Origin of the sequence: Streptomyces aurantiacus JA 4570, from assembly GCF_000414115.1 — a bacterium.
GTDB lineage: Bacteria > Actinomycetota > Actinomycetes > Streptomycetales > Streptomycetaceae > Streptomyces > Streptomyces aurantiacus_A.
The window spans coordinates 1-23,309 of record NZ_AOPZ01000377.1; the positions used below are offsets into that span (position 1 = coordinate 1).

Below are 23,309 nucleotides of genomic sequence, written 5' to 3' on the forward strand. Positions count from 1 at the left end.
GGGCGCCCGAGGGGCCCTGCGGGGAGCCGGGGCCCCCGCGCGGGCCCTGGCCCGCGCTCGTGGGACCGCCACCGGGGGCGGCGGGCCCGCCGGGGCCCGCGGGGCCTCCGGGAGCGTGGTCGGGAGTCTGCGAGGTGCTCGACGCCAGCGTGCGGCTGCGCACCCGGTAGAGGCCCGTGTCCAGGTCCTCCGCCTTCTCCAGGTGGACCTTGATGGGGCCCATGAAGCTGTAGCGCTGCTGCTTGGCGTACTCACGGACCATGCCGGAGAGCTCGTCGCCGAGCTGCCCGGAATACGGGCTCAGCCGCTCGAAGTCGGGCGCGCTGAGCTCCACGATGAAGTCGTTGGGCACGACGGTCCGCTCGCGGTTCCAGATCGTCGCGTTGTTGTCGCACTCGCGCTGCAGGGCGCCGGCGATCTCGACGGGCTGGACCTCGGACTTGAACACCTTGGCGAAGGTGCCGTTGACCAGACCTTCGAGTCGCTGCTCGAACTTCTTCAGGACTCCCATGGGGCACCTCCTCCGTCGTCGTCATCCTCGTACTGCTTACTGATCGTATCCACGCGCCGGGAAATCAGGTGGTTCCCCCTGTCTGCCCAGACCACGAGTGTCGCCTCTCACAAGGCATGCCCGCACTGGTCTTCCGCGATCCTCCGGGATCCCTCAGGGGGGTCCCGGGGTTCCGCCGGGGGCTCCGCCGCCGATCTTCAGGGATCAGTCAGGGATTCCCTCGGGAACCGGTCGGGCCGGGGCGCCGAGTCTTCGCCGGCGGCTCGGTCCGGGCTCGCTCCGCGCATGCGTGCCGCGCTCCTGCTCGGGGCTGCTTCCGCGCTCCTCCTGGGCTCCTTGTGGGCTCCTTCCGGGTTCCCGCGCCGGGCCTGGCTCGGGCCTCCTCTTACTAGGGATCGTAGAGGGGGTCCGGAGCCAGTGTCCCGCACGCGGCTGTGGACCTAGGAGGAGGACTTGACGGGTGGCTTGGTTGCGTCGGGCGGGCGGCGGGGTGGTCCCGGGGCCCGGGGCGCGTCCCGCCGGTGCGCGGGCGGTGCCGCCCGCGACCAGGGGTGGCCCGGCCCCGGTTCCTCCGCAGGTGCCCCCGAATACGGATGTGAATCCACCGTCCGCAGCGTGCTAATCTTCTGGATGTCGGCAGGCGCTCGCACCACTCAGTGAGAGACCCAAAGACAACACCCATGCGCGGGTGGCGGAATAGGCAGACGCGCTGGATTCAGGTTCCAGTGCCCGAAAGGGCGTGGGGGTTCAACTCCCCCCTCGCGCACAGATGAAAGACCCCAGCCCAGCTGGGGTCTTTCTGTTTTTCTGGGTTTGTGCCGCTGTGCGGTGCGTTCCGGTACGGCGTGTTCCGGCGCTGCGGTGATGTATGTCACCGGGGCAGGCGCCGGTGGCCGGGGGCTCGGGTGGTCGCGGGGAGTTATCCACAGGCTGTGACGGCGATTCGCGAGCGGCGGTACCGTCGATGCCAGTTGAAGGCCGTGGACGGGGGGCGATGGGCGTGACTGAGACAACTCACACATCGGGCGGGAGCACGGGCGGAGGCTCGGGCCCGGGAGCCGAGGCGGTCGTCGATCAGGCGCTTCCCGCGCCCCGCGCGACGGGGCGGGGCGCAGGCAGGCTGCCCCGCGTGGCGGGCTTCGCCCACTGGTCCGCGCACGGAACGCAAGGGCCCGCCCAGCCCAAGCAGGAGGGCAAGGCCCTGCGCACCCGCACCCCGCGCTCCGCGCACGCGGAGTGCACGGCGGACGACCACCGCCCCGACCCCGTCTCCGTCATCGAGGAGACCAACCGCGGCCGGCTCGCGGAGCTCACGCCGCTCCGCGTCGGCAGGATGGCCGCGAGCCCCTTCGCCTTCCTGCGCGGCGCCGCCGGACTCATGGCCCACGACCTCGCCCGCACCCCGCTCACCGGCATCGGCGCCCAGATCTGCGGCGACGCCCACGCGGCCAACTTCGGGCTCTATGGGGACGCGCGCGGCGGCCTCGTCATCGACCTGAACGACTTCGACGAGACGGTGCACGGCCCCTGGGAGTGGGACGTCAAACGCCTCGCCACCTCCCTGGTCCTCGCCGGCCGCGAGGCGGGCGCCAAGGAGGACGCCTGCGAGGAAGCGGCCTACGACGCCGTCGGCGCGTACCGCCGCACCATGCGGCTGCTCGCCAAGCTCCCCGTCCTCGACGCGTGGAACGCGATAGCCGACGAGGAACTGGTCTCCCACACGGACGCCCGCGACCTGCTCGGCACCCTCGACCGCGTCTCCGAGAAGGCCCGGCAGAACACGAGCGCCCGCTTCGCCGCCAAGTCCACCGAGCCGGTCCCGGACGCCGAGGCGCCCCCGGGCCACGCCGCGCCCCGGCGCTTCGTGGACGCTCCCCCGGTGCTCCGGCGGGTCCCGGACGCGGAGGCCGCGGCGGTCGCCGCCGCCCTCGGCGAGTATCGGACCACCCTCCCGGAGGACCGTCTTCCCCTCCTCGCGCGGTATTCGATCCAGGACGTGGCCTTCCGCGTCGTAGGCACCGGCAGCGTCGGACTGCGCTCCTATGTGGTGCTGCTCCTCGACCACCGGGGGGAGCCGCTGGTCCTCCAGGTCAAGGAGGCATGCCCCTCCGCGCTCCTGCCGCACCTGCCGGCGGCGGGCTTCAAGGAGCCGACGACCGAGCACGAGGGCCGGCGAGTCGTCCTCGGCCAGAAGCGCATGCAGGTCGTCAGCGACTTCCTGCTCGGCTGGACGACGATATCCGGACGGCCTTTCCAGGTACGGCAGTTCAGGAACCGCAAGGGCAGCGTCGACCCGGCCGCCCTGGCCGCCGACCAGCTCGACGACTACGGCCGCATGACCGGCGCCCTGCTCGCCCGCGCCCACGCGCACAGCGCCGACCCCCGCCTCATCTCCGGATACTGCGGCAAGAACGACGAACTGGACGAGGCGATGTCCGCCTTCGCGGTGGCCTACGCGGACCGCACGGAGGCCGACCACGCCCAGCTCGTCGCCGCGGTGCGGGAGGGGCGGCTGCGAGCCGAGTCCTAGGGAGTCGTGGCCTAGGGTGGACAGGGTGACGACCCCGGAAGCCGAGCCGACCAGCCGCGAGACGCCCGAGGAGCCGCCGCTCGACGCGGGTGCGCGGCCCGACGCGGAGGGACGTCCTGAGGAGCGGCTCGCGAAGGCGGTGCGCGCCGCCGAGCAGGCGCTGATCGAGTACGAGATCGCGGTGGAGACCTTCCGGGTGGAGGTGGAGAACTTCTCCCGGCTGCACCACCAGAAGCTCGGCCCGATGTACGCCCGCCTCGACGAGCTGGACGCGTTGATCGCCGAGGCCGTGGCGGCACGGTCCGGCGACCCCGAGGACCGGCGCAAGGCGGACGAGGCGCGGGCGCGGGTGCTGCCCATGCCGGCCGTCGAGGAGCTGTTCCACGGCTGGATGGACGGCGACGGGCTGTTCCCGGAGGCCGCCGCGATGCTCACCGACCAGTCCGTGCGGCCACCGCAGCGGGTACGGCCGAGCGACGAGGTCCGCAAGCTGTACCGGGAGCTGGTCCGCAAGGCGCACCCCGACCTCGCGCAGGACGAGAAGGAGCGCGAGCGTCGCGACGAGTTCATCACGCGCGTGAACGCCGCGTACGGCCGCGGCGACGAGACGCTGCTGCGCGAGCTGCTCGCCGAGTGGGCCGCCGGGCCGGTGCCCGAGGAGCAGCGGCCCAGCCCGAGCGAGGAGCTGTACGCCCGGCTGGAATGGCTCGCCCGGCGCAAGGAACTGCTCACGGTCGTGGCCCGGGACCTGGAGGAGAGCGCGATCGGCTCGATGCTCAAGCTGGCGCCCGACGACCCGGACCGCCTCCTGGACGAGATCGCCGAGCAGCTCCTGGCCCAGGTCGCGGAGCGCGAGGCGGAGCTGGAGCGTGTGTCCGCGTGACTGCGTGAGCTGTGCGGACGCGTGGCTGGCTGAGCTGCGCGGGACGCGTGGCCGCGTCGTGTCGGCGGTCGGGTAGCGTCGGGGGCATGGCTTTCGGATCCCATGTGCCCACGGTCGGCGTCGACGAGCTCTCGGACGGAGACTTCCTGCTGGACGTCCGCGAGGACGATGAGTGGCAGGCGGGCCACGCGGCAGGCGCGCTGCACATTCCGATGAGTGACTTCGTCTCCCGCTACGGGGAGTTGACCGAGGCGGCGCCGCAGGACGGCAGGATCAACGTGATCTGCCGCTCCGGCGGCCGTTCCGCGCAGGTGACGGCGTACCTCGCCCAGCAGGGCCTCGACGCCGTGAACGTCGAGGGCGGGATGCAGGTCTGGGAGGCCGCGGGCAGGCCCGTCGTCGACGACAAGGGTCAGCCCGGCTCGGTGATCTAGCCCGCCCCTCCCTGGGGTCTCCCACCCGGCTCGGTGATCTGGCCCGCTCGCGGCCGCCCGGCTCAGGTCAGGGCGTGCGCGGCCAGCAGGTCGCCCAGTGCCTCCTCGTGTGCCGCGGCCGGGCCGAGCGACAGTTCCAGATGCTTGGCCCAGGCGTGATAGCGGTGCAGGGGATAGTCGGTGTCCGCGCCGAAGCCGCCGTGCAGATGCTGCGCGGTCTGCACGACGCGGCGTACGCCGTCGGCCGCCCAGATCTTGGCCACCGCCACGTCCCCGGATGCGGGCAGCGGCCCGCCGCTGCCCGCGCCCGCGCGCTCCGGTGAGCTGAGCCGCCAGGCGGCCTGCCAGAGGGTGACCTCCATGGCGCGCAGGTCGATGTACCGGTCGGCGGCCTGCATCGCGACCGCCTGGAACGTGGCCACCGGAAACCCGAACTGCTCGCGCTTGCTGGTGTATTCACTCGTCATGCCGAGCACGCCCGTACCGAGCCCGAGCGCCAGCGCGCAGGTGCCCGTCGCGAGCAGGTCCCGCAGGAAGTCCCAGGCCCCGTCCGCCGTGATGACATCACGGGCCCCGACCCGCACCGAGTCCAGACGCAGCTCGCCCAGCCGTTCACCGCTGGTGGAGAACTGCTCGGCGAGGGCGGATCCGGGCCGCGCGCGGGATACGAGGGCGAGGACCGTGCGGCCGTCGGCAGCGGTGGCCGGTACGACGGTGAAGTCGGCTTCGTACGCCCATGGGACGCCCGTCTGGGCGCCGTCCAGGACCCAGTCGTCGCCGTCGGGGCGTGCGGTGACGGCGAGTTCGGCGCCGTCGTGTCCGGTGCGGCCGTTCGCCGCCACGGTCAGCACGGTCTCCCCGCGGGCGACGGCCGGGAGCACGGCCTGCTTCAACTCCTCGCCGCCATGGGCCTGGACGGCGTACGCGGCGGCGCAGCTCTCCAGGAGCGGGACGCGGGCGAGCACCTTCGCCGATTCGCGCAGCACCAGGCAGAGCGCGATGGGATCAAGGCCCGACCCGCCGTACTCCGGCGCGAGCAGCAGGCTCAGCAGGTCGGCGTCGGCGAGCTTGGCCCACAGCGCCCGGTCGAAGTCCTCGGCGACAGCGCCGGGGGTGAGGGCGGGGCTGGGCACGCCGTCCGGCGGGACCCCGGCGAAGACCGCCTTGGCCGCTTCGAGCGCCGCCTGCTGCTCCTCGGAGAAGGTGAAGTCCACGTTGTCCCTCCGCACCGGGCGGTACGCCGCCCGTCATGGCTCCCTCGGCCCCGTCTCGGCTCTGCCGTCGTTTCTGACGGGTCGTCAAGATAGAACAGGTTCTACGGGAAGGGAACAGGTGCGCCGGGCGGCGCCGGAGCGAGAGCCGACGGCAGGGCCGGGGGCGCCCCGCGTCGGCGTACAGCAGCCCCGCTCAGCGGTCGAAGTCCCGCTCAGCGGTCGAAGTCCAGCTCCACCTTGGCCGTGGTCGGGTGCGACTGGCACGCGAGGACGTAGCCGGCCTCGGTCTCGTCCGGCTCCAGGGCGAAGTTCCGGTCCATCCGGACCTCGCCGGACACCTTGAACGCCCGGCAGGTGCCGCACACTCCGCCCTTGCAGGCGAACGGCGCGTCCGCGCGGTTGCGCAGCACCGTGTCCAGGAGGGACTCCCCCGCCTGCACCGGCCAGGTGCCGGAGCGGCCGTCCAGGGTGACGGTGACCGTGCTGTCCGCCGGGGCGGGCACGGCCGGGGTCGTCACGAGGCCGTCGTCCACGTGGAATATCTCCTCGTGGATGCGGTGCCGCGACACCCCAAGGGCACGCAGCGTCCGCTCCGCGCCCTGCACCAGGCCGTACGGACCGCACAGGAACCAGCCGTCGACCTCCTCGACCGGCAGCAGCGCGGGCAGCAGCCGCGCGAGTCGCTGCTCGTCCAGGCGCCCCGAGGTGAGCCCCGCCTGCTGCTCCTCGCGGGAGAGCACCGTCACCAGCTGGAAGCGGTCCGGCCAGCGGTCCTTGAGGTCGGCGACCTCGTCGAGGAACATCGTGGACGCCGCCGTGCGGTCGCTGCGGATGAGGCAGAACTGGGCGCGCGGCTCGCGCTCCAGGAGCGTCGTGACGATGGACAGCACCGGCGTGATGCCGCTGCCGCCGACCACCGCGGCATACCGCCCCGGGGCCGGGTCCAGAGTGAAGCGGCCCGCCGGGGTCATCACGTCCAGCTCGTCCCCCGCGGCTATCTCCTTGTGCGCGTACGTCGAGAAGGCGCCGCCGTCCACCACGCGCACACCCACCCGCAACTCCCGCGGCTCATCGGCCGCTTGGGGGGACGGTGCCGGGGAGCAGATCGAGTACGTACGCCGGATCTCCGTGCCGTCGACGACGCGGCGGATGGCCAGGTGCTGGCCCGGTGCGTACCGATACTCCTCGCGCAGGGCCGGGGGCACCGCGAAGGTCAGCGTCACGGAGTCGTCGGTGAGCTGCTCGACCGCCGCCACGCGGAGCGGGTGGAAGCGCGCCATCACAGCTCCTTGAAGTGGTCGAAGGGCTCGCGGCAGGAGACACAGCGGCGCAACGCCTTGCAGGCGGTGGACGAGAAGCGGCTGAGCAGTTCGGTGTCGGTCGAGCCGCAGTGCGGGCAGCGGACCGTGAGGGACAGCGGGACCGGGCCGTCGGCGGCGTGCGGGCGCGGCGGGGCGATGCCGAACTCGGCGAGCTTGCGGCGGCCTTCGGCGCTGATGTCGTCCGTCGACCAGGCGGGGGAGAGCACCGTGCGCACGCTGACGTCGTCCCGGCCGTGCTCGCGCAGCACCTGCTCTATGTCGGCGGACATGGCCTCTATGGCCGGGCAGCCCGTGTACGTCGGGGTCAGCTCGACGTCGACATGGCCCGTGCCGCTGACCCACACGGCGCGGAGCACGCCCAGCTCGGCCAGGGTGAGCACGGGCAGCTCGGGGTCGGGCACGGAGCCCGCGAGGGCGCGGAGCTCGGCTTCGAGGGCGGTGGGGGCGCGGTGGGCCGGGGCGGCTTGCTCGGCCTGGGCGGCGCCGGGCGTGGTGGTCACCATGACGCCCCCGGGTGGCTGCGGTGCAGGTGCTGCATCTCGGCGAGCATCCGGCCGAACGACTCCGTGTGCAGGCCCTCGCGGCCCGCGCCGGCCGCCCACGCTCCACTCTGCGGCCCCTCGGGGACGCCGAGCGTCGCCTTCTCGATCACTTCGGTGACCCTGGCCGTCCACTGCTCCCGCATGGCCTGCCAGTCCAGGTCCAGGCCCGGCACCGGCTGGAACATCTCGCCGGTGAACCGCCACAGCGCGTCCAGGCCGCGCTGCATCCGCTCATGGCTCTCCGCCGTGCCGTCGCCGAGGCGGAGGGTCCACTGCTCGGCGTGGTCCTGGTGGTAGGCGACCTCTTTGACGGCCTTCGCGGCCAGCGGTGCCAACGGGCTGTCCGTGGTGGCCAGGTGGCCGTACAGCAGGTTCTGGTACACCGAGAAGTAGAGCTGGCGGGCGATGGTCCGGGCGAAGTCGCCGTTCGGCTGCTCGACGAGCTGGAGGTTGCGGAAGGCGCGCTCCTCCCGCAGATACGCCAGCTCGTCCTCGTCGCCGACCAGGGAGAGCAGCACGCGGGCCTGGCCGAGCAGATCCAGGGCGATGTTCGCCAGGGCGACCTCTTCTTCGAGGACGGGGGCGTGGCCCGCCCATTCACCCAGGCGGTGCGAGAGCACCAGCGCGTCGTCGCCCAGGGCGAGGGCCGCGGCGTGGAGGGCCGGGGGCCCGGCGGTCGGGGACGCGGTGCCGGTGTCCGGGGACGCGGGGGTCACGGGTGCCGGGGGCACAGCTGCCGAGGTCACAGGTGCTTCACTCCTTCCGGGATGTCGTAGAACGTCGGGTGGCGATAGGGCTTGTCGCCGGCCGGCTCGAAGAAGGAGTCCTTCTCGTCCGGCGAGGAGGCCGTGATCTCCGCGGACGGCACGACCCAGATGGAGACGCCTTCGTTCCTGCGTGTGTACAGGTCCCGGGCGTTGCGCAGTGCCATCTCGGCGTCCGGGGCGTGCAGGCTGCCCGCGTGGGTGTGGGACAGGCCGCGGCGCGAGCGCACGAACACTTCCCACAACGGCCATTCGGTCGAGCTGCTCATGCGGTCGCCTCCTTGCGCTCGCTGTTCTTGGTGGCGTAGGCGGCCGCTGCCTCGCGCACCCAGGCGCCCTCTTCGTGGGCGCGCCTGCGCTGGGTGATGCGCTGTTCGTTGCACGGGCCGTTGCCCTTGAGGACCGACCAGAACTCGGTCCAGTCGATGGCGCCGAAGTCGTGGTGGCCGCGCTCCTCGTTCCAGCGCAGGTCCGGGTCCGGGAGGGTCAGGCCCAGCGACTCGGCCTGGGGGACGCAGATGTCCACGAAGCGCTGACGCAGCTCGTCGTTCGAGTGACGCTTGATCTTCCACGTCATCGACTGCTCGGAGTGCGACGACTCCGCGTCCGGCGGGCCGAACATCATCAGGGACGGCCACCACCAGCGGTCCACGGCGTCCTGGGCCATGGCGTGCTGCGCAGGAGTGCCACGGCTGAGGGCGAGCAGCAGCTCATACCCCTGGCGCTGGTGGAACGACTCCTCCTTGCAGACGCGGACCATCGCGCGGGCATAGGGGCCGTACGAACACCGGCACAGCGGGACCTGGTTGGTGATCGCCGCGCCGTCCACGAGCCAGCCGATGGCGCCCACGTCCGCCCAGGTCAGGGTGGGGTAGTTGAAGATCGACGAATACTTCTGGCGGCCCGAGTGGAGCTTGTCGAGCAGGTCGTCGCGGCTGGCGCCTAGGGTTTCCGCCGCGCTGTACAGATACAGGCCGTGGCCCGCCTCGTCCTGGACCTTGGCCATCAGGATCGCCTTGCGGCGCAGGGACGGCGCGCGCGTGATCCAGTTGGCCTCCGGCTGCATGCCGATGATCTCGGAGTGGGCGTGCTGCGCCATCTGGCGCACGAGCGTGGAGCGATAGGCGTCCGGCATCCAGTCACGCGGCTCGATGCGTTCGTCGGCCGCCACGGCCGCGTCGAAGGCGGACTCGAGCGCGGCGGTGTCCGCGGCGCCGGCCGCTGTGTGGTGCGGCGCCGTGCTGGGCGGCTGGTGCGCTGTCGCCATCTCGGTCCCCCTCGACCTCGGGCAGTGTCCCGGCAACTCTCGGTGTTCTCAGTGTTCTCGGTGCAGCGGTGTCGGCGTCGGCGTCGGTGTTCTCGGTGTGCCGATCCGGACGTCTTTCGATCGTGGACGTCTCCCTCGAAGCCGGCGACCTACCGACCGATCGTTCGGTTCGTGGGAATTCAATGGTGCGGCGCCTCGCCATAAGGTGTCAACCCTGTGGATAACCTCCGGGACGCTGTGCCTGGCGGGCGGGCCTGAGTACCGTTCCGGCGGCAGGGTTCGGTCGCGGGTCGAGGAACGGGGCGAGATGGACGCGTACGACAAGGGTTCGGGCGGCGGGGCCGCCGGGCCCGATGACGCGCCCGCCGGGCCCGAAAGCGCCCCCGCCCGGCCGCCCGGTCACGCCCCCTCCCCGCCCGCCGGCGCCCCCGCGAAGCCCGCCGCCGGCATCGCCGCCCTCTCCCGAGGCCCGCAGGTCGTCGCCGCGCTCGTCCTCGCCGCGGTCTTGGTCGGCGTATGCGTCCATGTCGCGATGCTGTTCCTGCACGTGGCACCGTCGAACACCATGACCAAGGAGCACGGCAGGACGGTCGACGACTGGGTGTACCCGGAGTTCGAGCAGAACTGGAAGCTGTTCGCGCCCAACCCGCTGCAGCAGAACGTCGCCGTGCAGGTCCGCGCGCAGATCCGCACCGCGGACGGAACCGGCCGGACCACGCGCTGGTACGACCTGTCCGCGCAGGACGGCGCCGCCATCGACCACAACCTCCTGCCGAGCCACACGCAGCAGAACGAGCTGCGCCGCGGCTGGGACTTCTTCGTGGCCACGCACGACGCGCAGAATCGTCCCACCGGGCTGCGCGGCGAACTGTCCGAGCGCTACATCCGCCGCATCGTGCTGCTCCGTCTGGACCGGCACGAGCCGCTGGCCCGCGGCGAGTCCTTCGACCAGGTGCAGGTCCGGTCCCGGACCACGGCTGTCCGGCCGCCGAAGTGGAGTGACGAGAAGATCGACACCAAGCCCGTGCTGCGGGTGCTGCCGTGGTGGTCCGTGACCCCGGCCGACCTGCCGCTGGCCGAGGAGGACCGGGCGCGGAGAGACGTGGCCGCCGATGTGAAGGGGAGCGGCCGGTGACCGACGCTGAAGGGCAGCGGCCTGTGCCCCACGCCGAGGGCGAGCGCCCGGTGACCCACGCTGAAGGCGCGCGGCCCGTGCCCCGCTCCGGCGGCGGGCGCCTGAAGCCCCGTTTCGAGCCGCTCGCGCGCGGGGTGCAGCGCGTCACGGCGCACGCCCTCGGCCCGTACCAGACCGCCATAGTGCGCATCGGCTTCGCCGCGACATGGCTGCTGTTCCTGCTGCGCGAACTGCCGCACCGGCGCGAGCTGTACGGGCCCGACGGGCCGTGGAGCTGGGACATGGCCCGGCAGCTCATCTCCGCCAACGATGCCTTCACGGCGCTGATGTGGTCGGACGGGCGGGTGTGGTTCGAGATCGTCTACTTCCTGGCGATCGTCTCCAGCGCCCTGCTGCTGGTGGGCTGGCGCACGCGCACCATGTCCGTGCTGTTCATGATCGGCGTGCTGTCGCTGCAGAACCGCAGCATCTTCATGGGCGACGGCGGCGACAACGTCATCCATCTGATGGCGATCTACCTGGTGTTCACGCGGTGCGGCCAGGTCTGGTCCCTGGACGCGCGTCGTGCGGCACGAGCCGGTGGCGTGGACGGCGCGGGCGCCTCGACCCGCGACGACCGCGTCGGCCCCGTGCTCTGGTGGGTCCTCGGCCTCGCGCTGTCCGTGGTGACGTTCATGGGGGAGCTCAGCGGTTTCTGGCTGCTGTTCTTCTGGGGGCTGTGGCTCGCGCACGGCCTGTGGTGGGTGGTCGTACGGCGGGCGCCGCTGGGGGAGCCGCGGCTGCTGCTCGACGTCGTCGCCAACCTCGCGCACAACGCCGCCCTGTTGGTGATCATGGTCGAGGCGTGCCTGATCTACGCCACGGCCGGCTGGTACAAGATCCAGGGCAGCCGCTGGCAGGACGGAACGGCCGTCTACTACCCCCTCCAGCTCGACTACTTCTCTCCCTGGCCCGCGCTCGCCGACCTGCTGACCTCGCACGGCCTGCTGATCATGCTGGTGACCTACGGGACGGTCGCCGTGCAGGTCGCCTTCCCGTTCACGCTGTTCAACCGGCGCGTCAAGAATGTCCTGCTGGCGGCGATGATCTTCGAGCACGCCGTCATCGCCGTCGTTCTGGGACTGCCGTTCTTCTCGCTCGCGATGATCGCGGCCGACGCCGTCTTCCTGCCGACGACGTTCCTGCGACGCCTCGGCGGCTGGGTGGCACGCGCGCGTGGAGGGCTGATTTCCCGTACGCCGCTCTCGAGGGTGCCGCGGCTGCCGCGTCTCTCGCGCGGGGATACGTCGCCGGGGACGCGCGGCGAGGAGAGGCACGCCCAGGAGGCCGCCGAGGACGCGCGCGTAGGCTTCGGAGCATGAGCGGCAGCGGTACGGCCCGGGGCGACGGGCCGGCACGGACAGCGTCGGCGCCCCGGGCGGATCAGGCGTCCCCGGCCGATCCGGCGTCCCCCACCGTTCAGGTGCCCTCGGCGGATCAGGCGCCCCCGCAGGACCCCGTGCGCGCCTGGCACGGCCTCGCGGACTCCTCCGTGCTGCTCGACGGCTTTCACGCCCTGAAGCACGCGCTGCGCTTCGGCGCCCGCATCCCCGTGGCGCTGACCAGCGACAAATCCGCCGTCCTGGCCCTTGCGGAGGACCTGGCACCGGATGTTGCCGCCGCTCTGGACGCACTGCTCGCCGAGACCGACGGCGCGACGCTGCGCGCTCTCGTGCCGCGGCTGCACCCGACGGCCGTCGCCGCCTTGGCGGTACGTCCGTCACGCACCGCCAACCTCCGGGCGCTGGCACACACCTCCAGGTCCGCCCCGGTCGTCGTCCTCGACGATCCGCGCAACCTGGGCAACGCGGGGGCGGTGATCCGGCTCGCCGCAGGCTTCGGCGCGACGGGTGTCGTGACGACGGGGACGCTCGACCCCTGGCATCCCACGGTCGTCCGCGGCGGCGCGGGCCTGCACTTCGCCACGGCGGTGGAACGCGTGGAGGTCCGGGAGCTGCCCGCGGGCCCGGTGTTCGCCCTCGACGCGGAGGGCGAGGACATCCGGGGGCTCAAGATCCCCGATGACGCCGTGCTGGCCTTCGGGTCGGAACGCAGTGGTCTGTCGGCCGAACTGCGCGCACGCGCCGACCACTTGGTGTCGCTGCCGATGCGGCCGCAGGTGTCGAGCTACAACCTCGCGACGAGCGTCGGCATGACGCTCTTCCACTGGTCCTCGGGACGGCCCCCGGGAGCCCAGGTCTGAGCCCGCGCTCCCGGGGCCGTGCGGCCGCGCCGGACCGCCCGGCTCATGCCTCCTTGCGGATCTCCACCACACGGAAGCGGTTGGCCACGAACGCGCTGTCGCACAGCGCGGCGTTCGCCGCCGGGTTGCCGCCGGAGCCGTGGAAGTCCGAGAAGGCCGCCGTCTGGTTCACATACACGCCGCCCGTGAGGTTCAGCGAGAGCTGGGCGCTCTCCTCCAGGCAGGTCTCCTCGACGGCGGCGGACACCTCCTCGGAGGTGGTGTACGCCCCGACCGTCATCGCGCCCTTCTCGCGCACCGTGCGCCGCAGCAGCTCCACCGCTTCCGCCGCGGAGTCGACCGCGACGGCGAAGGAGACCGGGCCGAAGCACTCGCTCAGATAGGCCGCCTCGGCGTCCGGCTTGGCGCCGTCCAGCTTGACGATCACCGGGGTGCGCACCACGGCGTCCGGGAACTCCGGGTTGCTGATCTCCCGTGAGGCGAGGGCGACTTCGCCGATGCCGGGAGCCGCCTCCAGGCGGGCCTTCACGTCCGGGTTGACCAGGGCGCCCAGGATGCCGTTCGCCCGGGCCTCGTCGCCGAGCAGGCCGTCCACCGCGCCGGCGAGGTCCGAGACCACCTCGTCGTACGACTTCGCGCCCGCGTCCGTCGTGATGCCCTCGCGGGGGATCAGGAGGTTCTGCGGGGTCGTGCACATCTGGCCGCTGTACAACGACAGGGAGAAGGCCAGGTTGGACAGCATTCCCTTGTAGTTGTCGGTCGACTCGACGACGACCGTGTTGACGCCCGCCTTCTCCGTATAGACCTGGGCCTGGCGGGCGTTGGTCTCCAGCCAGTCGCCGAAGGACGTCGAGCCCGTGTAGTCGATGATCTTGATCTCGGGGCGGGTGGCGAGGGTCTTGGCGATGCCCTCGCCGGGGCGCTCGACGGCCAGCGCGACCAGGTTCGGGTCGAAGCCGGCCTCGCCGAGGACCTCGCGGGCCACGCGCACCGTCAGGGCGAGCGGCAGCACCGCGCGCGGGTGCGGCTTGACCAGGACGGGGTTGCCGGTGGCGAGGGAGGCGAACAGGCCCGGATAGCCGTTCCAGGTGGGGAAGGTGTTGCAGCCGATCAGGAGGGCGATGCCGCGCCCGACCGGCGTGAAGCGCTTGGTCAGGGCGAGCGGGTCGCGCTTGCCCTGGGGCTTGGTCCACTCCGCGGAGTCGGGGGTGCGGGACTGCTCCGCATACGCATACGCGACCGCTTCCAGGCCGCGGTCCTGAGCGTGCGGGCCGCCCGCCTGGAACGCCATCATGAACGCCTGGCCGCTGGTGTGCATGACCGCGTGCGCGAACTCGTGCGTGCGGGCGCTGATGCGCGACAGGATCTCCAGACAGACCATGGCGCGGGCCTCCGCGCCCGCGTCGCGCCAGGCACGCATGCCCGCGCGCATGGCGGGCAGCAGCGCGTCCACGTCCGGGTGCGGATACGTGATGCCCAACTCGGGGCCGAAGGGGGAGACTTCCGCGCCCGTCCAGTCGTCCGTGCCCGGCTGGTCGAGGTCGAAGCGGCTGTTCAGGAGGGCCTCGAAGGCGGCCTTGCCCTCGGGGAGGCTCAGGCTTCCGTTCTCCCCATACGCCTTGGGGTGTTCGGGGTGCGGCGACCAGTACGCGCGCGTGCGGATCGTCTCCAGCGCCTGGTCGAGGGTGGGCCGGTGCTTTTCGATCAGCGTGTGCGCGGTGAGTTCGGCGGCCATGAGGGACCAACTCCTCGTCGAGCCAGCTCTCCTTCGAGCCGGCGAGCTGGGCAGGGACTGTGCGGGAACGGCTGGACAGAGCTAGAGTAACCGAACGATCGGTCGGGACAAGAGGGTCTGCCGAACCTGTGGAAAACCTCCCCTCCGGTCACCCCGAGCCCCTGGCCGAGACCCCTGTGCGGGAGGATCGCGAGCATGACAGCACTCGATCTCAGCAGCCCCGTTGCCGTGGTCGGCACCGGCACCATGGGCCAGGGCATCGCCCAGGTCGCGCTGGTGGCGGGCCACCCCGTGCGGCTGTACGACGCCGCGCCCGGCTTCGCGAAGACGGCGGCCGCCGCGATCACCGCCCGCCTGGACCGCCTCGTGGAGAAGGGCCGCCTCGACGCGGCCGCCCGCGACGCCGCGGCCGGACGTCTGCGGGCCGTCGACGGCCTCGCCGAGCTGGCCGGGTGCGATCTCGTCGTCGAGGCCGTCCTGGAGCAACTGGACGTCAAGCAGCGCCTGTTCCAGGACCTGGAGGAGGTCGTCGGCGCCGGCTGCCTGCTGGCCACGAACACCTCGTCCCTGTCCGTGACCGCCGTCGGGGGCGCCTTGAAGCACCCGGGGCGCTTTGTCGGGCTGCACTTCTTCAATCCCGCGCCCCTGCTGCCCCTGGTGGAGGTCGTCAGCGGCTTCGCCACGGACGAAGCGGCGGCCACGCGCGCGTACGACACCGCGAAGGCGTGGGGGAAGACCCCGGTGCGCTGCGCCGACACCCCCGGCTTCATCGTCAACCGCATTGCCCGGCCCTTCTACGCCGAGGCGCTGCGCGTCCACGAGGAGCGGGCCGCCGACCCCGCGACGATCGACGCGGTCCTGCGCGAGTGCGGCGGCTTCAAGATGGGCCCCTTCGAGCTCACCGACCTCATCGGTCAGGACGTCAACGAAGCGGTCACCCGCTCGGTATGGGAGTCCTTCTTCCAGGACCCCAAGTTCACCCCGTCCCTCGCCCAGCGCCGCCTCGTCGAATCGCGCCGCCTGGGCCGCAAGTCGGGACAGGGCTGGTACGCGTACGAGGACGGCGCCGAGAAGGCCGGACCGCACACCGCCGAGCCCGCGGAGGCGCCCCGGTCCGTCACCCTGCACGGCGAGCTGTTCCAGGCCGCCGCGCTGGTCCCGCTCATCGAGGCCGCGGGCGTCCGCGTCGAGCGCGGGCGTCCCGGGCAGTCCGGGCACCCGGACTTTCCCGGCTGGATCGAGCTGCCCGGCGGCGCCCGCCTCGCCCTCGCCGACGGTTCGTCCCCCGACAGCGCCGCGCAGCCCACCGTCCAGTTCGACCTGGCACTCGACTACGGCACGGCCACCAGGATCGCGCTCGCCCCCGCGGCCCGCGTGAGCGAGCGGATGCTCGGTGAGGCGGTGGGCCTCTTCCAGGCGCTCGGCAAGCAGGTCAGCGTCGTACGCGCCACCCCGGGGATGATCGTCGCGCGTACGGTCGCGATGCTCGTGGACTTCGCCCACGACGCCGTCGCGCGGGGCGTGGCCGACGCGGACGACATCGACACCGCGATGCGTCTGGGCGTCAACTACCCGCGCGGACCGCTGTCCTGGGGCGCGGACCTCGGTCTGTACTGGGTGGCCGAAGTCCTGGACCACTTGCACGACGAGTACCCCACGGGGCGCTACGCGGTCTCCCAGGGGCTGCGCGGCGCCGCCGCGAAGGAGGACCACGCATGAGCACCCGGCGTGACACCTACACCCCGGAGACCCTCCTAGAGGTCGCCGTGCGGGTCTTCAACGAGCGCGGCTACGACGGCACCTCCATGGAGCACCTCTCCAAGGCCGCCGGCATCTCCAAGTCGTCGATCTACCACCACGTGGCGGGCAAGGAGGAGCTGCTGCGCCGCGCGGTGAGCCGTGCCCTCGACGGTCTCTTCGGGATCCTCACCGAGGAGCACGCGCGCGTGGGCAGCGCGGTGCGGCGCCTGGAGTACGTCACGCGCCGCACCGTCGAGGTGCTCGTCGCCGAACTGCCCTACGTGACGCTGCTGCTGCGCGTGCGCGGCAACACGGACACCGAGCGGTGGGCGCTGGAGCGGCGCAGGGAGTTCGACCACGAGGTCGCCGAGCTGCTCAAGGAGGCGGTCGCGGACGGTGACCTGCGCTCGGATGTCGAACTGCGGCTCGCCACCCGGCTGCTCTTCGGAATGATCAACTCCATTGTGGAGTGGTACCGGCCGGAGGCCCGCAACGCCGCCAACGGCGCACAGGTGGCCGACGCCGTGGTGCAGTTGGCGTTCTCCGGCCTGCGCACGGACGACCGGCCCTCCGCCGGAGACCGCTGGACCTAGACCTCCGCCTCCAGGTCGTCCTCCTCGAAGACCAGCAGCGTTCGTGTGCTGAGGACCTCCGGCATGGCCTGGAGACGGGTGAGCACCAGCTCGCGCAGCGCGCGGTTGTCCGGCGTGTGCACCAGGAGCAGCACGTCGAAGTCCCCGCTGACCAGCGCGATGTGGGCGGCGCCGGGCAGGGTCCGCAGCTGTTCGCGGACCGTGCGCCAGGTGTTCTGGACGATCTTCAGGGTGATGTAGGCGGAGGCGCCCTGGCCCGCCCGTTCGTGATTGATGCGGGCGCCGAAGCCGCGGATCACGCCGTCCTCGATGAGGCGGTTGATGCGCGCGTAGGCGTTGGCCCGCGAGACGTGCACGCGCTCGGCCACGGAACGTATCGACGCGCGACCATCCGTGTGCAGGATCTGCAGGATGTCGCGGTCGATGGGGTCGAGCGGGCGGGGCTGTGGTTCCGGACGGCCCGCCTCGTTCCCTTCGGCCATTCGTTCAGGTGCCATGTCCCCCCGCCTCCCTACCATGGACGTACTGCGTTCATCTCAGGCTGTGGAGAACCGTTTGTCCACAGCCTGGAGGTGCCTGTAGCCAAAATGTGCCGACGACCGAACAATCGGTAGGTGAGGCGCATCACATCGTCGCGCCTCTGTTGCCGCTCCCACGAGGAGATCGCTTCCCCACAGGAGGTGCCGTCATGACGGTCATGGAGCAGCGGGACGCATATCGACCCGCCCCGCCCCCCGCATGGCAGCTCAGGACCGACCCCGCGCCGCTGCTGCCGGACGCGGAGCCGTATCGCGTGCTGGGCACCGAGGCCGCCCGCGAGGCGGACCAGGAGCTGCTCCTGCGCCTCCATGGCGAGCTGGTGCGCGGCCGCCGCTACAACACCCAGGCGACGGCCCTGACCAAGCAGGGAAGGCTCGCGGTCTATCCGTCGAGCACCGGCCAGGAGGCGTGCGAGATCGCCGCCGCGCTCGCCCTGCGCGAGCGGGACTGGCTGTTTCCCAGCTATCGCGACACCCTCGCGGCCGTGGCCCGCGGCCTGGACCCGGTGGCGGCCCTCACGCTGCTGCGCGGCGACTGGCACACGGGGTACGACCCGCGCGAGCACCGCATAGCGCCCTTGAGCACGCCCCTCGCCACCCAGCTGCCGCACGCCGTGGGCCTCGCGCACGCCGCGCGCCTCAAGGGCGACGACGTGGTGGCCCTCGCCATGGTCGGCGACGGCGGCACCAGCGAGGGCGACTTCCACGAGGCGCTCAACTTCGCCGCCGTCTGGCAGGCGCCCGTGGTCTTCCTCGTGCAGAACAACGGCTTCGCCATCTCCGTGCCGCTCGCCAAGCAGACGGCCGCGCCCTCCCTGGCCCACAAGGCCGTCGGGTACGGCATGCCGGGCCGCCTGGTCGACGGCAACGACGCGGTCGCGGTGCACGAGGTCCTCTCCGAAGCGGTGCGGCGCGCGCGTGAGGGCGGCGGCCCCACGCTCATCGAGGCCGTGACGTACCGGATGGAGGCGCACACGAACGCCGACGACGCCACCCGCTACCGCCACGACGCGGAGGTCGAGGCATGGCGCGACCACGACCCGATCCTGCTCGTGGAGCGCGAGCTCGACGCCCGCGGTCTCCTCGACGAGGACCGCAGGCGCGCCGTGCGCGAGGACGCCGAGGCGATGGCCGCGGACCTCAGGGAGCGCATGAACCAGGACCCCGCCCTGGACCCCATGGACCTGTTCACCCAGGTGTACGCCGAGCAGACCTCCCAACTGCGCGAACAGGCGGCCCAGTTGCGGGCCGAGCTGGAGGCCGAGAACGACGCCGAGGGCGGCGCCGGCCGGGACGGAGCGGCCCGATGACCACTGTCGCCGTGAAACCGGCCACCATGGGGCAGGCGCTCGGCCGCGCGCTGCGCGACGCGATGGCCGACGACCCCGCCGTGCACGTCCTCGGCGAGGACGTCGGCACGCTCGGCGGGGTCTTCCGGGTCACCGACGGGCTCGCGAAGGAGTTCGGCGACGACCGCTGCACGGACACCCCGCTCGCCGAGGCGGGCATCCTCGGGACGGCGGTCGGCATGGCGATGTACGGGCTGCGGCCCGTCGTCGAGATGCAGTTCGACGCGTTCGCGTATCCCGCCTTCGAGCAGCTGATCTCGCACGTGTCGCGGATGCGCAACCGCACCAGGGGCGGCATGCCGATGCCGATCACCATCCGGGTGCCGTACGGCGGCGGCATCGGCGGCGTCGAGCACCACAGCGACTCCTCCGAGGCGTACTACATGGCGACTCCCGGGCTGCACGTCGTCACGCCCGCCACGGTCGCCGACGCCTACGGCCTGCTGCGCGCCTCCATCGCCTCCGACGACCCGGTCGTCTTCCTGGAGCCGAAGCGGCTGTACTGGTCCAAGGCCGACTGGAACCCGGACGCGCCCCAGAGCGTTGAACCCATCGGCAAGGCCGTGGTGCGGCGCGCGGGCCGCAGCGCCACGCTCCTCACGTACGGCCCGTCCGTGCCCGTCTGCCTGGAGGCCGCCGAGGCGGCTCGGGCCGAGGGCTGGGACCTCGAAGTCGTCGACCTGCGCTCGCTGGTGCCCTTCGACGACGAGACGGTGACCGCGTCCGTGCGGCGCACGGGACGCGCGGTCGTGGTGCACGAGTCGGGCGGCTTCGGCGGGCCCGGCGGGGAGATCGCCGCCCGCGTCACGGAGCGGTGCTTCCACCACCTGGAGGCGCCGGTGCTCCGGGTCGCCGGGTTCGACATCCCCTATCCGCCGCCGATGCTGGAGCGGCACCACCTGCCCGGCGTCGACCGGATCCTGGACGCGGTGGCACGGCTGCAGTGGGAGGCGGAAAGCTGATGGCGCAGGTCCTCGAATTCAAGCTGCCCGACCTCGGCGAAGGGCTCACGGAGGCGGAGATCACCCGCTGGCTGGTGCAGGTCGGCGACGTCGTCGAGGTGGACCAGCCGGTCGTCGAGGTGGAGACGGCCAAGGCGATGGTCGAGGTCCCGTGTCCGTACGGGGGCGTGGTGACGGCCCGCTTCGGCGAGGAGGGCACCGAACTGCCCGTGGGGGCACCGCTCTTGACGGTCGCCGTGGGCGCGTCCGCCGCCGCTCTGGACGGTGGTGTGCCTGCCTCTGCTGGGCACGCCGGTGCGGCCACCTCCGCTGCGGAAGGCGGTGGGCCCGCCTCGTCCACCGACGCGGGTGCGTCCGCCTCTGGTGGTGACGAGGCGTCGGGCAACGTGCTCGTCGGGTACGGCACGGCGGCGGCGCCCGCGCGACGACGCAGGGTGCGGCCCGCGCGCGGGGGCGCGGGTGCCGGTTCCCCGGCCGTGGGCGGGAGCGAGGGCGTGGACTCCGGAGGAGGTGACGCCGGCTCCGGTTCCGGGGCGGTGTCCCGTTCCGGGGGTGACGTGTCCGGGGCTGACGTGGCCTCCGGTTCCGGGGGGCACGGGTTCCCCGCGCGCGGTGACGGGCCGGTCCCGGTGATCTCCCCGCTCGTGCGCAAGCTGGCCCGCGAGAACGGCGTGGATCTGCGGGAGCTGGCGGGCTCCGGGCCGGACGGGCTGATTCTGCGGGCCGACGTGGAGGACGTCATGCGGGCCTCGGCGGCCGCGGGCGCGCCGATCGCGGGTCCGGCGTCGGCGTCCGCCGTGGCACGCACGGCGGTGCCGGGGATCGGGGCCACGTTCGGTTCTCCTGGGGCAGTTGGGGCAACTGGTGCGGTTGGGACCTCGGGGGATTTGGGGGCCTCGGCGGCCTACGGGGCTCCTGGAGCTCCAGGAGCTCCAGGAGCTCCAGGAGCTTCGGGAACTCCGGGCGCTCCCGGGACTTCCGGTCCCGCCAAGCCTGCGGCGGCCTCCGGCCGAGGCACGCGGATCCCCCTGCGCGGTGTCCGCGGTGCCGTCGCCGACAAGCTGGCGCGCAGCCGCCGCGAGATACCGGACGCGACGTGCTGGGTCGACGCCGACGCGACGGAACTGATGCACGCGCGCGTGGCGATGAACGCGGCGGGCGGACCGATGGTGTCCCTGCTCGCGCTCCTCGCCCGCGTCTGCACCGCCGCCCTCGCCCGCTACCCGGAGCTCAACTCCACGGTGGACATGGAAGCGCGCGAGGTCGTGCGGCTCGACGAGGTGCACCTCGGCTTCGCCGCGCAGACCGACCGCGGGCTCGTCGTGCCCGTCGTGAAGGACGCGCACGCCCGCGACACGGAGTCGCTGAGCGCCGAGCTGGCCCGGCTCTCGGAAGCGGCCCGCACCGGGACGCTGACGCCGGGGGAACTCACGGGATCCACGTTCACGTTGAACAACTACGGCGTGTTCGGGGTGGACGGATCCACGCCGATCATCAACCACCCCGAGGCGGCCATGCTCGGCGTCGGCCGGATCGTGCCCAAGCCATGGGTGCACCAGGGCGAGCTGGCAGTGCGTCAGGTCGTCCAGCTCTCGCTCACCTTCGACCACCGGGTGTGCGACGGCGGGACGGCGGGCGGCTTCCTGCGGTTCGTCGCCGACTGCGTGGAGCAGCCCGCGATGCTGTTGCGGGCGGTCTAGGGGCGGCGGGTCCAGGGGCGGTCCGACGTTCCCGCCGGGCTGCCCGGCAGGGGTGGTATTGATCCCGCGTACGCCCATACTCGGGGAATGACCGCGCCCACGGCCCCGGACGCCGACCCCTCCGACCTCGACCCCATGGACGCCGACGCCGACGCCGACACCGACACCGACACCGACACCGACGATGACGGCCCGTTCGGCGATGTCCCGTTCGACGCCGTCGTGCTCGCGGGCGGGCGGGCCGCGCGGCTCGGCGGGGCGGACAAGCCGGGTGTGCGGGTGGGCGGCAGGGCCCTGCTGGAGCGGGTGCTCGCGGCGTGCGCCGGGGCCGGGACGACCGTCGTCGTCGCGGCGCCCCGGCCCACCGGGCGGCCCGTGGTGTGGGCGCGCGAGGAGCCCGCGGGCGGCGGGCCGCTGGCGGCGCTGGACGCCGGGCTGCGCCACACCCGGGCCGAGGTCGTCGTGGTGCTCTCCGCCGACCTGCCGTTCCTCCGGGAGCAGACCGTGCGTCGGCTCGTCGCCGCCCTGAGCGCGGCCGACGGCGCGGACGGCGCGGTGCTGACCGACCCCGACGGCCGGGATCAGCCGCTCGTCGCGGTGTACCGGAGCGCGGCCCTGCGGCGCGGGTTGGCGGTGCTCGCGGACGAGGGGGCAGCATCGGCGGGCGCGCGCGGGCTGACCGGGCTGCCGCTGCGGCGGCTCACCGCGCGGCTCGAACTGGTGCGGATCGCCGATCCCCTCGCCGCGTTCGACTGCGACACCTGGGACGACATCGCCGCGGCCCGCGCGCGGATCAGGGAGCATGGGCACGTGTTGGATGAATGGATTACCGCAGTCAAGGACGAACTGGGCATCGAGCTCGACGTCGACACCGGCATCCTGCTCGACCTCGCCCGCGACGCCGCGCACGGTGTGGCCCGGCCCGCGGCACCCCTGACCACCTTCCTCGTCGGGTACGCGGCGGCGCGGGCCTCGGCCGGCGGGGGCGGGCCGCAGGCCGTGGCGGAGGCCGCCCGCAAGGCGGCGGCGCTTGCCGCCAGGTGGGCGGAGGAGGACCGGCCGGACGCGCCCGGCGGGACGCCCGCGCCCGCGCCCGCACCCGGGGCCGGTATGGCGCCGTCGCCGTCGGGCACGGAGGCCGCGTCCGGCACACACTCGCCCGACGCGGCCCAAGGAGAGCCCTCCACGCCCGAGCCGGACGTGCCTTTCAAGCCCGAGCCCGACGTGCCCTTCACGCCCGAGCCGGACGTACCCTTCACCCCTGAGCCCGACGTTCCCTTCAAGCCCGAGCCCGACGTGCCCTTCACTCCGGAGCCGGACGTCCCCTTCACCCCCAAGCCGGACTCCCCGTGAGCGGGCAGCACGCGGCCGACGCCGAGCTCGACGAGGCACTCGCTCTGGCGAACGAGGACCGGGCCAAGGGGGGCGCGGGCGTCGCGCGGCCGCACAGCGCGACATCCGCAGGAGCATCCGGCACCCCCACTCCGCCTGCCGCACCCGGCACACCTGCCGCACCCGGCGCCCCCACCCCCCCTGGCGCACCCGGCACCCCCGGCACCCAGCGCCAACACCTCGCCGCAGCGCAGGCCAAGCCGTCCGGTGACGGCCTGAACCCACCGGGTCGCCGCCCCGAGGAGTCCGGCGCACAGCCCGGCGGCCCCGCTCCCGAAGGCCCGGCGCCCGCCGCCCGCGCCCACACCACCCCCTGGTCCCAAGCCCGCGCCACCGCCCGCAGCGCAGGCACCTCAGCAGCGGCAGCGGCATCGGCATCGGCAGCGCCCGTGGCGGCGGAGGCCCTCCAGGCCACAGCCCGACCGGCAGCCACCCGCCCCACCCCCACCCCCCTC

20 protein-coding genes, 1 tRNA gene and 2 pseudogenes are annotated in these 23,309 nt (G+C 72.8%); 14 read left to right on the forward strand and 9 right to left on the reverse strand.

Going from position 1 to position 23,309, the window contains the following annotated elements; translation table 11 throughout:
* Positions 1-511: DUF3662 domain-containing protein (locus tag STRAU_RS31100; protein WP_037663084.1), on the reverse strand; the 511-nt coding region annotated here is incomplete at its 3' end.
* A gap of 682 nt (positions 512-1,193) precedes the next feature.
* Here STRAU_RS31100 and STRAU_RS31105 point away from each other — a divergent pair.
* The 4 genes from STRAU_RS31105 to STRAU_RS31120 all read left to right on the forward strand — a co-directional run bounded on the left by STRAU_RS31105 (position 1,194) and on the right by STRAU_RS31120 (position 4,358).
* Positions 1,194-1,277 (forward strand) — tRNA-Leu (locus STRAU_RS31105).
* A 228-nt stretch (positions 1,278-1,505) separates the two neighbouring features.
* A complete protein-coding gene (locus STRAU_RS31110) occupies positions 1,506-3,041 on the forward strand; it encodes a DUF2252 domain-containing protein (protein WP_078621633.1) in 1,536 nt (511 codons plus the stop codon).
* 25 nt (positions 3,042-3,066) lie between these two features.
* Positions 3,067-3,924, forward strand: a complete 858-nt coding sequence (locus STRAU_RS31115) for a J domain-containing protein (RefSeq protein WP_016644386.1) — start codon at positions 3,067-3,069, stop codon at positions 3,922-3,924.
* 104 nt (positions 3,925-4,028) lie between these two features.
* A complete protein-coding gene (locus STRAU_RS31120) occupies positions 4,029-4,358 on the forward strand; it encodes a rhodanese-like domain-containing protein (protein WP_016644387.1) in 330 nt (109 codons plus the stop codon).
* A 62-nt stretch (positions 4,359-4,420) separates the two neighbouring features.
* Here STRAU_RS31120 and STRAU_RS31125 read toward each other — a convergent pair whose 3' ends face one another.
* The 6 genes from STRAU_RS31125 to paaA form a co-directional block, all read right to left on the reverse strand.
* Positions 4,421-5,572, reverse strand: a complete 1,152-nt coding sequence (locus STRAU_RS31125) for an acyl-CoA dehydrogenase family protein (RefSeq protein WP_016644389.1) — start codon at positions 5,570-5,572, stop codon at positions 4,421-4,423.
* 212 nt (positions 5,573-5,784) lie between these two features.
* Entirely contained in the window at positions 5,785-6,852 is a 1,068-nt protein-coding gene (paaE, locus tag STRAU_RS31130) for a 1,2-phenylacetyl-CoA epoxidase subunit PaaE (protein WP_037663087.1), read from the reverse strand.
* A complete protein-coding gene (gene paaD, locus STRAU_RS31135; protein ID WP_016644391.1) occupies positions 6,852-7,397 on the reverse strand; it encodes a 1,2-phenylacetyl-CoA epoxidase subunit PaaD in 546 nt (181 codons plus the stop codon). The genes paaE and paaD overlap by 1 nt, the downstream gene beginning before the upstream one ends.
* Positions 7,391-8,182, reverse strand: coding sequence for a 1,2-phenylacetyl-CoA epoxidase subunit PaaC (paaC, locus tag STRAU_RS31140; RefSeq protein ID WP_259300029.1), 792 nt, complete (start codon positions 8,180-8,182; stop codon positions 7,391-7,393). The genes paaD and paaC overlap by 7 nt, the downstream gene beginning before the upstream one ends.
* Entirely contained in the window at positions 8,179-8,469 is a 291-nt protein-coding gene (gene paaB, locus STRAU_RS31145) for a 1,2-phenylacetyl-CoA epoxidase subunit PaaB (protein ID WP_037663092.1), read from the reverse strand. Before paaB ends, paaC begins: the two co-directional genes overlap by 4 nt.
* Positions 8,466-9,467, reverse strand: a complete 1,002-nt coding sequence (paaA, locus tag STRAU_RS31150) for a 1,2-phenylacetyl-CoA epoxidase subunit PaaA (protein WP_016644394.1) — start codon at positions 9,465-9,467, stop codon at positions 8,466-8,468. Before paaA ends, paaB begins: the two co-directional genes overlap by 4 nt.
* Positions 9,468-9,774: 307 nt before the next feature.
* On the opposite strand from paaA, the gene STRAU_RS31155 reads away from it, so the two are divergent.
* The 3 genes from STRAU_RS31155 to STRAU_RS31165 all read left to right on the forward strand — a co-directional run bounded on the left by STRAU_RS31155 (position 9,775) and on the right by STRAU_RS31165 (position 12,844).
* Positions 9,775-10,602: a DUF5819 family protein gene (locus tag STRAU_RS31155; protein ID WP_016644395.1), complete on the forward strand. Its 828-nt coding sequence runs from the start codon at positions 9,775-9,777 to the stop codon at positions 10,600-10,602.
* A gap of 77 nt (positions 10,603-10,679) precedes the next feature.
* Positions 10,680-11,963: an HTTM domain-containing protein gene (locus tag STRAU_RS31160; RefSeq protein ID WP_016644396.1), complete on the forward strand. Its 1,284-nt coding sequence runs from the start codon at positions 10,680-10,682 to the stop codon at positions 11,961-11,963.
* A 137-nt stretch (positions 11,964-12,100) separates the two neighbouring features.
* A complete protein-coding gene (locus STRAU_RS31165; RefSeq protein WP_016644397.1) occupies positions 12,101-12,844 on the forward strand; it encodes a TrmH family RNA methyltransferase in 744 nt (247 codons plus the stop codon).
* 43 nt (positions 12,845-12,887) lie between these two features.
* On the opposite strand, the gene paaN is transcribed toward STRAU_RS31165, so the two are convergent.
* A complete protein-coding gene (gene paaN / locus STRAU_RS31170) occupies positions 12,888-14,579 on the reverse strand; it encodes a phenylacetic acid degradation protein PaaN (protein ID WP_016644398.1) in 1,692 nt (563 codons plus the stop codon).
* A gap of 195 nt (positions 14,580-14,774) precedes the next feature.
* On the opposite strand from paaN, the gene STRAU_RS31175 reads away from it, so the two are divergent.
* Positions 14,775-16,298, forward strand: coding sequence for a 3-hydroxyacyl-CoA dehydrogenase (locus STRAU_RS31175; RefSeq protein WP_016644399.1), 1,524 nt, complete (start codon positions 14,775-14,777; stop codon positions 16,296-16,298).
* Positions 16,295-16,912: a TetR/AcrR family transcriptional regulator gene (locus STRAU_RS31180; protein WP_016644400.1), complete on the forward strand. Its 618-nt coding sequence runs from the start codon at positions 16,295-16,297 to the stop codon at positions 16,910-16,912. Before STRAU_RS31175 ends, STRAU_RS31180 begins: the two co-directional genes overlap by 4 nt.
* Here STRAU_RS31180 and STRAU_RS31185 read toward each other — a convergent pair.
* Positions 16,909-17,394, reverse strand: coding sequence for an Lrp/AsnC family transcriptional regulator (locus STRAU_RS31185; RefSeq protein ID WP_016644401.1), 486 nt, complete (start codon positions 17,392-17,394; stop codon positions 16,909-16,911). The two genes, STRAU_RS31180 and STRAU_RS31185, sit on opposite strands and share 4 nt — an antisense overlap.
* 206 nt (positions 17,395-17,600) lie before the next feature.
* On the opposite strand from STRAU_RS31185, the gene pdhA reads away from it, so the two are divergent.
* The 5 genes and pseudogenes from pdhA to STRAU_RS43145 form a co-directional block, all read left to right on the forward strand.
* Complete coding sequence (gene pdhA / locus STRAU_RS31190) at positions 17,601-18,761, forward strand: pyruvate dehydrogenase (acetyl-transferring) E1 component subunit alpha (RefSeq protein WP_016644402.1); 1,161 nt, start codon at positions 17,601-17,603, stop codon at positions 18,759-18,761.
* Positions 18,758-19,762: an alpha-ketoacid dehydrogenase subunit beta gene (locus tag STRAU_RS31195; RefSeq protein WP_016644403.1), complete on the forward strand. Its 1,005-nt coding sequence runs from the start codon at positions 18,758-18,760 to the stop codon at positions 19,760-19,762. The genes pdhA and STRAU_RS31195 overlap by 4 nt, the downstream gene beginning before the upstream one ends.
* Positions 19,762-21,462, forward strand: coding sequence for a dihydrolipoamide acetyltransferase family protein (locus STRAU_RS31200; RefSeq protein WP_037663095.1), 1,701 nt, complete (start codon positions 19,762-19,764; stop codon positions 21,460-21,462). The genes STRAU_RS31195 and STRAU_RS31200 overlap by 1 nt, the downstream gene beginning before the upstream one ends.
* Before the next feature lie 135 nt (positions 21,463-21,597).
* Positions 21,598-22,572 (forward strand): annotated as a pseudogene (locus tag STRAU_RS31205) (NTP transferase domain-containing protein); the annotation flags it as partial.
* Between the two features lie 239 nt (positions 22,573-22,811).
* Positions 22,812-23,309 (forward strand): annotated as a pseudogene (locus STRAU_RS43145) (hypothetical protein); the annotation flags it as partial.

Coding starts and splice junctions, on each gene's coding strand:
- pdhA (WP_016644402.1), top strand. CDS start 17,601: ATGACGGTCATGGAGCAGCGGGACGCATATCGACCCGCCCCGCCCCCC.
- STRAU_RS31175 (WP_016644399.1), top strand. CDS start 14,775: ATGACAGCACTCGATCTCAGCAGCCCCGTTGCCGTGGTCGGCACCGGC.
- STRAU_RS31180 (WP_016644400.1), top strand. CDS start 16,295: ATGAGCACCCGGCGTGACACCTACACCCCGGAGACCCTCCTAGAGGTC.
- paaN (WP_016644398.1), bottom strand. CDS start 14,579: ATGGCCGCCGAACTCACCGCGCACACGCTGATCGAAAAGCACCGGCCC.
- paaE (WP_037663087.1), bottom strand. CDS start 6,852: ATGGCGCGCTTCCACCCGCTCCGCGTGGCGGCGGTCGAGCAGCTCACC.
- paaB (WP_037663092.1), bottom strand. CDS start 8,469: ATGAGCAGCTCGACCGAATGGCCGTTGTGGGAAGTGTTCGTGCGCTCG.
- STRAU_RS31195 (WP_016644403.1), top strand. CDS start 18,758: ATGACCACTGTCGCCGTGAAACCGGCCACCATGGGGCAGGCGCTCGGC.
- STRAU_RS31185 (WP_016644401.1), bottom strand. CDS start 17,394: ATGGCCGAAGGGAACGAGGCGGGCCGTCCGGAACCACAGCCCCGCCCG.
- paaD (WP_016644391.1), bottom strand. CDS start 7,397: ATGGTGACCACCACGCCCGGCGCCGCCCAGGCCGAGCAAGCCGCCCCG.
- STRAU_RS31110 (WP_078621633.1), top strand. CDS start 1,506: ATGGGCGTGACTGAGACAACTCACACATCGGGCGGGAGCACGGGCGGA.
- STRAU_RS31155 (WP_016644395.1), top strand. CDS start 9,775: ATGGACGCGTACGACAAGGGTTCGGGCGGCGGGGCCGCCGGGCCCGAT.
- paaA (WP_016644394.1), bottom strand. CDS start 9,467: ATGGCGACAGCGCACCAGCCGCCCAGCACGGCGCCGCACCACACAGCG.
- STRAU_RS31200 (WP_037663095.1), top strand. CDS start 19,762: ATGGCGCAGGTCCTCGAATTCAAGCTGCCCGACCTCGGCGAAGGGCTC.